Origin of the sequence: Streptomyces sp. TRM49041, from assembly GCF_008271805.1 — a bacterium.
Lineage (GTDB): Bacteria > Actinomycetota > Actinomycetes > Streptomycetales > Streptomycetaceae > Streptomyces.
On record NZ_VSRY01000158.1, the window covers coordinates 155,504 to 168,377 of the forward strand.

Annotated in this window: 10 protein-coding genes and 1 riboswitch; of the genes, 3 read left to right on the forward strand and 7 right to left on the reverse strand. The window is 74.7% G+C overall.

Features of this window, described 5'->3' with window-relative positions:
- Window positions 1–76: 76 nt before the first annotated feature.
- Entirely contained in the window at window positions 77–616 is a 540-nt protein-coding gene (locus tag FVS66_RS26380) for a histidine phosphatase family protein (protein WP_149183722.1), read from the reverse strand.
- 69 nt (window positions 617–685) lie between these two features.
- Window positions 686–839, forward strand: a riboswitch (adenosylcobalamin (AdoCbl) riboswitch).
- A 4-nt stretch (window positions 840–843) separates the two neighbouring features.
- Between FVS66_RS26380 and FVS66_RS26385 the strand changes: the two genes are divergently transcribed.
- Window positions 844–1,074, forward strand: coding sequence for a CbtB-domain containing protein (locus FVS66_RS26385; protein ID WP_149183723.1), 231 nt, complete (start codon window positions 844–846; stop codon window positions 1,072–1,074).
- A gap of 28 nt (window positions 1,075–1,102) precedes the next feature.
- Window positions 1,103–1,900, forward strand: a complete 798-nt coding sequence (locus tag FVS66_RS26390) for a CbtA family protein (RefSeq protein ID WP_149183724.1) — start codon at window positions 1,103–1,105, stop codon at window positions 1,898–1,900.
- An 81-nt stretch (window positions 1,901–1,981) separates the two neighbouring features.
- On the opposite strand, the gene FVS66_RS26395 is transcribed toward FVS66_RS26390, so the two are convergent.
- The 5 genes from FVS66_RS26395 to FVS66_RS26415 all read right to left on the reverse strand — a co-directional run bounded on the left by FVS66_RS26395 (window position 1,982) and on the right by FVS66_RS26415 (window position 10,751).
- Window positions 1,982–3,046, reverse strand: coding sequence for a serine protease (locus tag FVS66_RS26395; protein ID WP_149183725.1), 1,065 nt, complete (start codon window positions 3,044–3,046; stop codon window positions 1,982–1,984).
- Window positions 3,047–3,100: 54 nt separating this feature from the next.
- Window positions 3,101–4,225 carry a trypsin-like peptidase domain-containing protein gene (locus FVS66_RS26400; protein WP_222946985.1) on the reverse strand — a complete coding sequence of 375 codons (1,125 nt, stop codon included), beginning with the start codon at window positions 4,223–4,225 and terminating at the stop codon, window positions 3,101–3,103.
- Window positions 4,222–8,787, reverse strand: coding sequence for an ATP-binding protein (locus tag FVS66_RS26405; RefSeq protein ID WP_262387221.1), 4,566 nt, complete (start codon window positions 8,785–8,787; stop codon window positions 4,222–4,224). The genes FVS66_RS26400 and FVS66_RS26405 overlap by 4 nt, the downstream gene beginning before the upstream one ends.
- 104 nt (window positions 8,788–8,891) lie before the next feature.
- Window positions 8,892–9,866, reverse strand: coding sequence for a serine aminopeptidase domain-containing protein (locus FVS66_RS26410; protein WP_149183726.1), 975 nt, complete (start codon window positions 9,864–9,866; stop codon window positions 8,892–8,894).
- Window positions 9,867–9,881: 15 nt separating this feature from the next.
- Entirely contained in the window at window positions 9,882–10,751 is an 870-nt protein-coding gene (locus FVS66_RS26415; RefSeq protein ID WP_187645704.1) for a DNA/RNA non-specific endonuclease, read from the reverse strand.
- 297 nt (window positions 10,752–11,048) lie between these two features.
- On the opposite strand from FVS66_RS26415, the gene FVS66_RS26420 reads away from it, so the two are divergent.
- On the forward strand, window positions 11,049–11,900 hold the full coding sequence (locus FVS66_RS26420) for a caspase family protein (RefSeq protein WP_149183727.1): 852 nt from the start codon (window positions 11,049–11,051) through the stop codon (window positions 11,898–11,900).
- Window positions 11,901–12,257: 357 nt separating this feature from the next.
- Here the strand turns inward: FVS66_RS26420 and FVS66_RS26425 are convergent, their stop codons facing one another.
- On the reverse strand, window positions 12,258–12,866 hold the full coding sequence (locus FVS66_RS26425) for an HPP family protein (protein WP_149183728.1): 609 nt from the start codon (window positions 12,864–12,866) through the stop codon (window positions 12,258–12,260).
- Window positions 12,867–12,874 lie beyond the last annotated feature (8 nt).

The following is a 12,874-nucleotide window of genomic DNA, read 5'->3' on the forward strand; positions in this document are numbered from 1 at the left end:
GCCATCTCACCCCACGGCGCCCCGGAGCCATGCTCCGGGGCGCCGTCACGACGTCCCGGGGCGGGCGCGGGCCGCCTCAAGTCAGGCGCAGCCTCCAGCGGCCCGCCCGCGCCGTCAGGAGGGTCACCGACAGGGGCTCGGCGTCGATGCGCCAGAACGTGGCCGGGGCGGCGCCCAAGGCGTGGACGACCGCCGCGCGTACGAACGCCTGGTCTGCCACGGCCAGGGTGCGGCCGTCCGGCAGCTCCGCGAGCCAGCCGGCGGCGCGGGCGCAGAGCGCGGTGACCGACTCGCCGTCGGGCGGGGCGGCGTCCGGGTCGGTGGTCCAGGCGGCCAGGGCGTCCGGGTCGGTGGCGGCGACCTCGTCGGGCGTACGGCCCTCCCAGGCGCCCATGCCGAGACCGCGCAGGGCATCGTCGACCTCGGCGTCCAGGCCCAGCGCCGCCGCCGTCGCACGGCAGCGGGGCGACGGGGCGGTGCGGTACCGGGTGGCCGGGGGAAGGGCCAGGGAACTCGCCCTCGCCAGCGCCCGCCCGTCCGGCAGGGCCGCGTCGCCGAAGCGGACCGCCGCGCCCGGAGCCACCGCCGCGGCCAGCAGTGTGAGCCGTACCGTCATGGTCCGCGATCCTACGAGCCCCCGTGGTGCGACTTACGCCACCTTGGCGGAAAGCGTTCTTAGCGCTACCTTCTTGACGACAGGACGACGGTGTGATGGAAGCCCGGTGCAAATCCGGCACGGTCGCGCCACTGTGTACCGCGGACAGGAGACGCGGTGAGTCAGACCCAGGCGCCGTCGTCGAGTGCTCCACCAAGTGGGACGCGTGTTCCCAAGGAGGTCTCGCAATGGCCGACACCGCCGTCGCTTCCGCCCCTCTCTCCCCGTCGGCGTCCCCCGCCGTCTCCCCGCTGCCCGTCCGGGCGGTCCTGCCGTGGGCCGTCTTCTTCGGCACCCTGATGCTCGTCCTGCTCTACTTCGTCGGCACCGAGCAGGGCTCCCTCTCGGTCTTCGCCGGCGAGGCAGTGCACGAGTGGGTGCACGACGGCCGGCACCTGCTCGGCTTCCCCTGCCACTGATCCGGCCCGGACAGGGGACAGAGGTCATATGAACTCCACAACCGTGCGCACCCTCCTGGTGCGTGGCATGCTCGCCGGGATCGGGGCGGGTCTGCTCGCCTCCGTCGTGGCGTACTTCATCGGCATCCCGTCCGTGGACGCCGCCATCGACTACGAGTCCGCGCAGGCCGCCTCGGCCGCCGGGGGCCACGCCCACGACGCGGAAGAGGAACTGTTCAGCCGCGCCCAGCAGTCGACCGTGGGCCTGGCGACCGGCGTGCTGGTCTTCGCCACCGCCCTCGGCGGCATCGCGGCGCTGGCGTACTGCTTCGCGCTCGGCCGCGTCGGCCGCTTCCGGGCCCGCGCGACCGCCGCCCTCGTGGCGGGCGCCGGTTTCGTCACCGTGTCACTCGTGCCGTTCCTCAAGTACCCGGCGAACCCGCCCGCGACGAGCGACCCGGGCAGCCTCGACCAGCGCACCACCCTGTACTTCCTGATGATCGCCCTCAGCGTGCTGCTGGGTGTCGGCGCGATCCTGCTCGGCCGGCGGCTCGCCGCCCGACTGGGCGACTGGAACGCGTCCGTCGCCGCCGGGGCGGCCTTCGTGGCGGTGGTCGCCGTCGCGATGGCGTTCCTGCCGTCGGTCAGCGAGACGCCGAAGGACTTCCCGGCCACCGTGCTGTGGGAGTTCCGGCTCGCCGCCCTCGGCATCCAGGCTGTGCTCTGGGCCGCCTTCGGACTGCTCTTCGGTCACCTCGCCGAGCGCGTCCTGGAACCCAGGGCCGTCGCCACGCCGGTCAGCGGGGCCGCCGTCGGCGGGCCCGTCGCCACCGGAGTGAGCGAGTAGGAGCCAAGGGATACGTGGGGGAGGAATCCGGCGGGGGCGCGCCCGCCGGTTTCCTCCCTTCCACGCGTCCCGGCCCGCCCCTCACACGAAGTTGAGCTCCGCACGCCGCACCAGCGGATCGTCCGGCATCGACCAGAGCGGCACCGCGTAGTTGCCGAAGCCGTACCGCCCGCCGAAGTGCAGCCCGAGGACCCGGTGGTCCGTGAGGTCGAAGACCGGAGAGCCGCTGTTGCCGCCCAGCGTCGAGCAGTCGTGCGTCATCACCATCCGGTCCGGGAGCAGCTGGTTCGCGGTGCCCGGCTGGAGCCGCTTCACGTTGTAGATGTCCATGAAGATCCGGCGCATCGACTCCGGTTCGTTCCGCCGCCCGTCCCACGCCGGGTGCCCCACCACGTACACCGGGTGGCCCGGCAGGTCCGCCGGGGCGTCCGCCGCCACGGCCAGCGGAGTCGGCAGCGGCTGCCCGCCCGGCGCAGGGGCCACCCGCAGCAGCGCCATGTCGACCCCTTGGTGGACACCGACGACTTCCGTCACCGCATACGTGAGGCCACCCGCACCCGGCAGCGCGCCGTACTCCCGGGACAGGTCCATCGCGGCGCCGAGACCGGGCTGGAACGTCCACCCCGCGCCGTCGCCCCTGGCGAACTCCACCGCGACGTGACGGTTCGTCATGACGACGTCCCGGCCGACCAGGAAGGCGGTACCCACCCAGTCGAGGCTGACATGGCCCGACACGTCGACCCGGCCCACCCGCGCGAGGGACTCGCGGATCGCGGCCCGCTGCCCGTTCAGCACCGCCCAGTCGCCCTCCTGCGGCGGGAAGTCGGAGTCCTGCACGAGGAGGGCCGGGCGGCCCTCCAGCAGGACGATGGCCTCCAAGCCGAACGACTCGTCGTCGCCGATCTCGTCGTCGCGGCCCGCCGCCAGCTTCTCCAGGCCGCGCGCCCCCGCTTCGAGGACCCGGGCCCGCTCCTGCTCGGCGAACCGGGAGATCTGCTCCGCGGGCGCCTCCTCGGCGGGCGGTTCGAACGCCGACTCCGGTATCTCCCTCGCCAGTTCCTCCCGTACCCGGTCCGCCACCTCTCGCAGATCGGTGAAGATCTCCTGGGGACCGGCCGCCACCGGTGATCTGCTCCGGCTGCCCATGACGCTTCTCCTCTCGGCCTGCCTGCTGCTCGGATACCGTCCCTGAGCCGTGCCTCAGCCGCGCTGCGCCGCCTCGATCTCCGCGTGCACCTCCGGGCTGTGCTCCGCGAGATGGCCCATGACGGCCGTCATCTGCGTGCCGACGTTCACGAACGCCGTGCTCCTGCCCTGGAACGACACGTTCTCGACGCGGCGCGTGCCCCGGTGCAGCCCCACCACCTTCCAGTCGTCCGTCAGGACCGGCGAACCGGACGAACCCCCGCGTGTGTCGGTGAAGTAGCGCAGATCGCGGTCGTCCGCCTCGAAGACCAGGTTGTTGCGGAGGGCGACCCGCTTCGGCGCCCCGCCGGGGTGCTGGATGATGTTGACGGCCACCACGTCGCCCGCCGCGACCCGCAGCGCCCGCCCCGCCAGCCGCAGCACCGGCCGCGCGGGCGCCACCGCGAGCCGCAGCAGCGCGTAGTCCAGCTCCTGGTCGGCGGCGACCAGCTCGCGTACGGCCGCCTCATCCGTCTCGGTGTCGTCGCTCTCGTAGTCGAACCGCGCCCGCGCCCCCCGGGCCTGGAGCAGCAGGTCGTCCGGCCCGGCCAGGGCGCGCGTACCGCCGGAGCCCGTACGGGCGTTGACGACGTGGTGGTTGGTGACCAGCAGGTCCGGCGCGACCAGCCAGCCGGTGCCCGAGTGCGGGAAGCCGTTGGGCTGGAGCGGCTCCCCGCCCTCGTACGGCGGCACCTTGACCCTCGCCACGGCCGCTCCCGCCATGTCCCCGCCCCGCAGGAACGCGAAGGGCACGGTGTCGTCCCGGTGGACGATCTCCTCCTTGATCTCCGGCAGCGGCCGGCCCGCCAGTACGTCCGGCTCGCCGCCCGCGTCCCGTGCCACATCGTCCAACGCCTGCTGGAACACGGCCATCGGCGCCGACTCGGTGGTCTGTGCGACCGCGTTCCGCAGCCAGATCTCCAGCGGGACCGACCCGTCGACGAGCCGCTCGACGCGGTTCATGGCGACCAGGTCGGCGTGCACCTGCCGGCCCGGCGCGGGCAGCAGCGGCAGGGTGCCCCGGTAGCGGGGCAGGACCCCGTCGAAGAGCAGCGGCCGCATCGACGGGTCGGCCAGCCCGCTGTCCATGGCCGCGTCCCGTACGGCCAGGAGCTCCTCCTGCGACAGAAACCCGGTCACCCGACCTCACCGCCTTCGCCTCCGGCCCGCAGGGCGGCGGCCACCCCGGCCGCGATCTCGCCGCTCTCGTCGCGCAGTACCAGCAGCCGCCGCGCCAGGTCGTCCAGCGTGCCGCGCTCACGCGCCAGCCGCAGAATCCCGGTGACGTCCGACGGCGAACCGGACGGCGTGGGCGGCACCGGCGCCGATAGGGACGCGGGCGTGGCCGGCGGAGGCGGCGGGCTCGGCCGCAGCGGCGTGGCGCCGACACGGGACGCGGGGCCGGGAGGCGGCGTGGCGCCGGGAGGAGGCGCGGACCGGGGCAGACGCAGGCGCTCGGCGGGCTCGGCGGGCTCGGCTCCGGCGCCCGGCCCTGCCGGGGCCGGCGCGGGCGGTGCCACGCCGAAGCCCTCAGCGGTGGTCGGGGGGCCGGGCGGCGGGCCTTCGGCGGGACGCCCCGCGCCTGTCGGGGTTTCGGCGGCCCGTGCCGCCGACCGGCCGGTCGGTCCGGTCACCGGGGCGGACGGCCCGGGCGCGGCCCCGTCGCCCGCGGTCGTTCGCGTCCCCGGTGCCGGCACAGGTGGCGGCGGCACGTCGCGGCCCACCGGGCCGGCCGGCCGTGCGGTGGTGTCACCCGCGCCCGCCGCCCTCTGCAGGATGCCCATCAGGGGCCGTAGCAGCGCCTGGTCCTGGACGACCGCGCGTCGCAGTGCCTCGCCCAGGGTCTCCAGGACCTCGTCGCCCTCCGGCAGGCCCACCAGGTCCACGGCGTGGTCCAGGGCGCGCGCGTCCAGCGTGTACACCTGGGACGCCACCGCCCGTACAAGCAAGGGCTGATCGGCCAGTACGGCGTCCGGCACCTGCCGAAGCCGCCGCGCCAGCCGCGTGTCCGCCTCCCGGTCGGGCACCTCGGCGCTGCCGTCGAGCCGGGCCCTCGCCAGCAGGGCGCCCATCGCCTCCAGGTCCTGGCCGAGCCCGATCGCCACGTCCTCCGCGAGCCGCAGGTCACGGTCGGCGCTGTCCAGGTCGCCGTCCTCCTCCGAGAGCCGCGCCGACAGCAGAAGCAGCTCCAGTTCCCGCTCCGCGCACCGGGAGAGGAGCGCGGGCTCGATCGCGTCCGATGCCACCCGCCGCGCCTCGGCGAGCCGCCCCGCCCGGCTCAGTGCCTCCGCCAGCAGCGCGTGCAGGGGGCTGCAGGGGGTCCACGGGCGCCGCTCGGCGAGGCGGGCCAGCGCCTCCTCGGTGAAGCCCTGCGCGAGCAGGTCCTCCACCTCGCGCGCGGCGATCCGCTCCCAGTCCTCCTGGTCGGCCTCCGCCATCACCAGGTCCGAAGCCCGCTCGCCGTGCCGGTGCGCGGTCAGCAGCGCGGCCGCCCGCGGGCTCAGCTCGTCCTGCGCCCCGGCCAGCAGCCGCTCGACGCCCGGCAGCCAACGCCCCTCCACGGTGCGCGGATCCTCGTCCAGCCGCAGCCGGTGGTAGATCTCCTCGGCCCGCGCCTGGAGACCGTCGCGTCCCGCGTAGTACGCCACGGCACTCCGCTCCACCTCGTCCGAGACCGAGGCAGGGTCGCGGTCGGCCAGCCGCAGCATGATGGCCCGTACGTCCGACCGGACCCGGACGGACTCCGGACCCGCCGCCGGTTCCACCAAATCCAGCCTGGACAGGGCGTCGAACAGCCGCCGCGCCTTCTCGGGCCCCGGCACGGCGACACCGCACGGCCCGGCCAGTACCTCCCGGACGACCTCCGGGGTGATCAGCCGCAGCACCAGACCGGCGTGGGCCAGCCGCCGCACATCCGCGTCCGGGATGTGCTGGAGGATCCGCTCGTACAGGATGCCCTGCACCAGCATCTGGTCGACGCGGCGGAAGAAGTCCCGCCGGCGCGCGGGCAGACTGCCGATCAGCTCCCGCAGGGACGCCGCGTCACCCCCGGCCAGCGCGGCCGCCCGCGCCGCGAGCCGCAGGCTGAGCGGATGCCCGCCGACCCGCTCGGCCAGCACCCGCGCCAGCTCCGGGTCGGCGACCCCGCTGGAGAGCAACAGCGCCACGGATGCCTCGGGATCGAGGTCGTGCAGCTCGATCTCCCTCGGCAGGGCCCCGGCCGCCGGGTGCCCGACCGGGGCACGGCCCGAGATGACCACCCGCAGCCGCGGGTAGACCTCGTGCAGCGCCAGGAAGGCCGCCCAGATCCGGCCGAGCGCCGGGGACCCGCGGTCCTGGGCCTCCTCGAACGAGTCGATGACCACCACGAACGGCGGGTCGCCGGGGGCCACGGCGCGCCGCAGCACCTCGCCCACCCGCCGGAACAGTGCGCTCTCGCGCTCGCTGGCCATGACCAGGAACTGCTGCGACGACAGGCGGCCGGGCCCCGCGCGGGTCGCGGCCAGCCGGTTGAGCTCGATGACCCGCTCCTCGTCCGCCCGCTGGCCGCGCGCCGCCTCCTGGCACTCGTCGGCGAGCGCGTCCAGCTCGGCGCGGAAGGCCGGGTACTGGATGCCCAGCTGGCGGGCCGTCTCCGCGACCAGCGTGACCGGCTCGTGGACGGACAGCGTGGGCCGTTCGAAGTCGATGTACGTGAAGGGGAACGGGAAGGTCCGCACGCCGCCGCACTCGTTCCCGCCCTCCCCGGTCCGGAGGCTGTCCAGCAGGAAGTGGGCCAGCAGAGTGCTCTTGCCCATGCCGCCCGGGCCGTGCACCACCACCGGCGGCGCCGCGGCGCGCCCGGCCGCCGTGCCGCCCGCCGAGTCGCCCAGGTACCGGCGCAGCTCCGCCAGCTGTTCCTCCCGCCCCACGAACGGCGCCTGTACGAGGCGTTCCAGCGGCTGCAGGATCCTGGCGAGCTCCAGTTCGTGCCGTACGGCGCCGGGGTCCGGCTGCCCGCTCATACCCGGGACCAGCGACAGCCAGAGCACGGCCTGGAGGATGTCGGACAGCTCCTCCGTGTCCGCGCCCGAGGTGTGCGGAGCCTCGCCCCGCAGCCCGTTCAGGCAAACCCGCTCCGGTCCCTGCTCCTCGGGGGACGCGCCGATGTTGTGCTCCAGCACCCGCAGCGCCTCCTCCGGCCCCGCGAGGGAGCGCAGCGCCTCCTCCCGCACCTCCGGCGTCAGCGCCCACTCCATCCGGTCCGCCATGCCTGTCGCCGTACAGTCCGCGGCCAGTTCCGTGACAGCCCGCCCGGTCGGCTCCCGCTCGCCCGGCAGCCGCAGCTTCTTCGGGTCGAACGAGGTGAGCAGGCAGGCCGCCTGACGGTATCCGCGCCGCGCCCCGGACACGGCGTCGGCGGGCCCGGCCGAGGGCCGCAGCTCCTGCCGCAGCCGTACGCGGAACAGCTCGCGCGGACCGGCGTGGTCGGCCGCGTGGCCGGGGGCGTGGCCGGGCACAGGGCCGGAAGCGTGGCCGGGGGCGTGCTCGGAAGCGGGGCCGGAAGCGGGGCCGGGGACCTCCTCGGAGGGGTAGACGCGGACCGCTCCCTCCACGGCCGTGCACAGCCGCCGCATATAAGTGTCGCCGTCGCCCCGGCCGCTTCCGCTGTCGCCGATCGCGGCCAGCACCTCCTCCACGGCCACCTCGGCGAGCCCCGCCAGCGCCTCCTCCCGCTCCTCCGCCGCCAGTCCGGCCAGCGAGGCCGGCGGCCGCTCGTGGACGTACCGGTCGAAGAAGGCCCGTATGTCGTCGGCCCCGGCGATCCGCGCCCGGTCCCAGGACAGGCTGTGCCGCAGGTCGTGCGGGAGCTGACGCATCGACGGGCCGTAGCCGAGGAGCACCAGACGCGGCGCCTGCTCACGGTGCAGGGGCTCCTGCTCGAAGATGGCGAGGGCCAGTTGGCTGATGAGGTCCCAGACGTCCGAGCCCGGGTCGAGCCGGTCGCAGTCGTCCAGCACGAACCAGAAGACGTCCTCGGCGCCGGTCGCGTGGCGGACCACCGAGTGCACCGCCTCGTCGAGCGTGGGCAGCAGATCGTTGAGGTCCGTGGGCACGGGCGGCGCGATCCCGGCGTGCGGGTCGGAGACGAACGTGGCGAGGCGCCGGACCACCTTGCCGGCCGTGGTGGTCGGGCCGAGCATGATCCGGGCGGGGCGGAACCCGTGGTGCTGCCCGATGTGCCGGATGAAGGAGTAGGTGTACGAGCGGCCGCTGGCCGGTTCGCCGTCGACGAGCAGCACGGACTTGTGGGTGTCCCGCACGAACGTCCGCAGCGTCTCGCGCAGGTCCTCGCGGTCGAGGAACACCTCGGAGCCGCCGCGCAGCAGGGACGCGCGGAACACGTCCTGCGAGCGGTGCGCCTCGGCGTCCTTCTCCAGCCGGTCCAGATACTCCTGGGCGTCCCGCACGTCCGGCAGGTTCCGCAGCCGGTCCTCCACGACCAGCGCCCGCAGGAGATCCACCTGCCGTCCGATGGTTCTGCGGCAGGCCAGGACGAGGACGTGGGCGTTGTGCGCGCTGACGGACGTCAGCGGGAGGGTGCCGACGAACTCCGCGGAGAAGCCGGCCTGCCCCAGCTGGGCACGCGGGTCGACGGAGTCGAGCAGGTACTCCTGTGCCCACACGGCGACCCTGTCCCATTCGGGCGTCTCCAACGGCATACCGCACCTGCCTGCCCGGTCGTCACCGTCCCGCCGGTCACTCTCCCGGTCCTTCGGAGCCCCCCTTCCGGCCCTCTTTCGTCATGGTCACACCCGGTTCGCGCTCATGCAATTCGGCTGAACACACGGCGTACCGGCTCCTGGACGAGCGGGTCGGCCAGGTACTCGGCGATGCCGTGGTGGTTCGCGCTGCCGTTGGAGACGAGCAGGTCGGTGATCCGTCCGGGCGGGGCGTACTCGGGCCGCAGCGTGTGGTCCAGCGCCACGAGATCGCGCGCGTCGGAGGCGTTGAGCCACAGCGCCGTACCGTCCGGCACGGCGGGCGGCGCGGCCAGGCAGTCCCGCACCTCGGTCACGGCGAGCGGTGAGCCGAGGGTGACGAAGAGGTCGACCCTCGTGTTCCGGGCGGCCAGCACCTCGTACGCGACGACGCTGCCGAGGCTGTGGCCGACGACCACGAGCGGCCCTCCGCCGTCCCGCTCGCGGGCGGCCTCGGTGGCGTCCAGGGCGTCCGACACGACCTGCCGCACGGCCGGTCCCGCGCCGCCGAAGAAGTACGCGTGGACGTCCTCGAAGATATGCCTGACCAGGAGCCGGAACATCGCCGTACGGGCGGGCCGGGGGAGCGGCAGGGCCCGAGGCAGGGGCTCCTCACCGCGCCCGGGGTGAGGCTCCTCGGCCAGGGCGAGGGCTTCGGCGAGGTACGTCATGTCCCGCAGCCACCCGCCGAGCACGGCACCCCCGGCCCGGTCCCGGACGGATTCGCCTGCGGCCCCGCGCACCGCCTTCGCCTCAGCGGCCGTGCGGGCCACGAACTGCGCCGGGTCCTCCAGGAGCGGGTGTGCCGGGGTCTCCGCCTCGTCCTCGGCCTCGGCCGCCGCGACCGCCCTGGGCCGTCCCTCCAGGGGGTCCGGGAAGGTGTCGGGCAGCGGCTCCGGGTGCAGGACCGGGGCCCAGTACGCCAGCTGCGACGTGTCGCCCACGTCGCGCCCGAACAGCGCCCGGTCCCACTGCGACCGGAGCAGCTCGGCGCGTTGCTTGGGGCCGCTCCCGTGCACGTACACGATCCGGGGTCGCATCGCGCCTCCCACGCCTCAGATGCCCAACAGGGTCTCGTCGGGTGCGTCGAGGAGCCGCCAACGAACCTCCGGGGCGCGTGCCGGGGGCATCACGTCGGCGGCGGGCAGCGAGCCCAGGTCCAGGCCGGTGAGCAGGACCACGTCCGCCACCGGCACCTGGTACGTCCGGAACGCGCCGAGCGGCGGCGGCCCGCCCGGCACCGCCCCGGCCAGCGCCCGGTCCGCGTCGCGCGTCAGGTCGGGGCTCTGGTCGAGGACGTACGCCGTCGCCGCGAGTGTCCCGTCCCGGACGAAGACGGCCACCTTCCAGAAACGCAGCGGCACCTGCACGCCCCGGTACGGCGGGTCCGAGTCGTGCAGTACGGGCCCGGTGAGCACCGTCAGACGGCGGTCGTAGCGCGCGGCGTGGTCGAGGAGGTAGTTCTCCAGGCCCTGCCAGATCTGCTTGCCCTGGTTGAACACATCGGCCTGCGGGGCGGCGTTCGTGTAGTGGAAGGTGTCGCCGTCGGCGCGGACCGCCATCGCCACCGCGCCCCACACCGGGTCGAGGCGGCGGACCAGATGGCCGCGGTCCAGGGAGTTGTCGCGGTACACCTCAGGACCGGTCTGCCAGTCCTCGGACACGCGCGGGTCCAGCCGCCAGGCGTCGGTGCGGGGCACGTCCTGGACCAGTTGCTCGCCGTCGATGCCCACGGCGGTCGCCGCGGCGAGCCGCCGGTCGGGGCGCAGGAGCACGCTGAAGTGCGTGTACGGCAGGACGACCGTCTCGACGCCGGGTGTCGTGAGGCGCGGCAGCGGCACGGCCGTGCCCAGAAAGCCCTCGTCGTAGCCCGCGCGGTCGGCCAGCGCGTCGTCCCGGCCCTCCGAAGAATCGGAAGAGATCATGATCTGACTGGTACCGCGCGGGGGTGCACGCCCAACGGCACGGCGGAGCACGCCACCCCATCAGCGCACGGGGCTGCCGGGGAGACCCGGCGGACGCACGACGGACCCGTTCAGGGGGATTTGCGGTCGCCGTCCGCCGGTGCGCGGTTGACCCGGCGCCGCGCATGGAATGCATCGGGCGCCGACATCCCGAACCGGCACGCCACGCCCCACGCCTACGCCCCACGCCCCACGCGGCCGCACGGACCCCGGGCACCCCCACACGCCATCCCCCCAGCGCGAGGAGACCAGACCCCCATGGCAACCGGCCTTTCCCTGCACATCGGACTCAACACCGTCGACCCCGCCCGGTACGACGGCTGGGACGGGCGACTGCTCGCCTGCGAGAACGACGCCCGTGACATGGCAGCCCTGGCGAAGGACGCCGGATTCTCCGACACGGTCCTGCTCACCGCCGACGGCACGGTCGACAACGTCACCGCCGAGTTGCGCGAGGCCGCGAAACGGCTGCACAGCGGCGACGCCCTGCTCCTCACGTACTCCGGGCACGGCGGGCAGGTCCCCGACGAGACCGGCGGCGACGAGGAGCCGGACGCGCTGGACGAGACGCTCGTCCTGTACGACCGGGAGTTCCTGGACGACGAGCTGAACCGCGAACTCGCCCGCTTCGCGGAGGGCGTGCGCATCCTGGCCCTGCTCGACTGCTGCCACAGCGGCACCGGCATCGAGGTGCGGGACGTACTGACCCCCGAGGCGCTGCGCGAACAGTTCGGCACCGAGGACCGCGACGCGATCGAGACGGTGTCACGCCTCATGCCGGTCGACCGGCAGGGCGCCATCTACCAGCGGGACAAGGGGTTCTACCAGGAGCTCCAGCGGGAGCTCGGGCGCAGGGGAAACGGCCGGGGAGCGGCGGACGCGGTGCTGATCTCCGCGTGCCAGGACAACCAGCTGGCCGCCGACGGGCGCGTGAACGGCAAGTTCACGGGGACGCTGCTGGACGTCTGGGACAAGGGCGCCTTCCGGGGCGGGCACCGCGCCTTCCACCGCGCGATCGTCGGCCGCATGCCCCCCAGCCAGAGCCCGAACCTGCACGTCTCCGGCCACCCGGCCGAGGCGTTCCTGACGCAGCGCCCCTTCACGGTCTGACGCGGGTCCCGTCACGGTCTGACGGCCGGTCCCGGGGTCACCCGAAGAGCCCGGGCACCCGAATGGTCCGTACGGGCCGGTCCTCCGGGCTCCGCCGCGGCCCGCGGCCCCGCGGCGGCCCGGTGCGCGTACCGGTGTGAGCCGGCAGCCGGCCACCCGGCGGGTCGGGCTTGGCCGGCTTGGCGGGCGAGTCGGCCCCGTGGGGAGCGGCGGGCGCGCGGGACACGTCGGACGTGTCCGGTGCGTCGGGTGTGTCAGGTGCCTTCGCGGGCGTCTCCCGCTGCCTCTGCCGGCCTGCTTCGTCCGTCACCGCACTCGCCTCCTCCACGTCGTCACGGCACCGTCACGGCACCGTCGTCACGGCACCGGCGTCACCCGGCCGTCCTCGCCGCGGGGTGGCAGCCCGGGCATGGCCGGGAACGGCCAGGGCGGGCGCGGGCCCGCGCCCGCGAGTACCTCGACCGGGCGCCCGGCCAGGACGGACACGACGTCCGCCGCCGTGAGCAGGCCCACGAGCCGCCCGCCGTCCTCCACCACCGGCAGCGCGTCACAGCTGTTGGCGTCCATGACGTCCACCGCCCTGCGCACCGAGTCCCTCAGGTGGACGACCGCACACCTGCGGCGCAGCAGATCGCCCGCGTGCCGCCGGGACAGCGACACCGCGGGCGCCGCGCACACGACCGCGACCTCCGCCCGGTCCAGTACCCCGGCGCAGCGGCCGTCGGGCAGGACCACGGGCAGGTGCCGCGCCCGCGAGCGTTCGAGCAGCTCCCAGGCGACGAGCACCGTCTCACCGGCCGCGACGGCGACGACCGACGTACGCATCACGTCCCCCACGGCCTGCTCCAGCACCGGTACGTCCTCCGCCGGAGGGCTGTCCTGCCGGGGAACCTCGTCCTGCGCAGGATCCGGGACAGGGTTCCCGGCGGCGCTGTCCTCCAGCACGTGCCGCACGTGCTGCCTCATGACGGCCT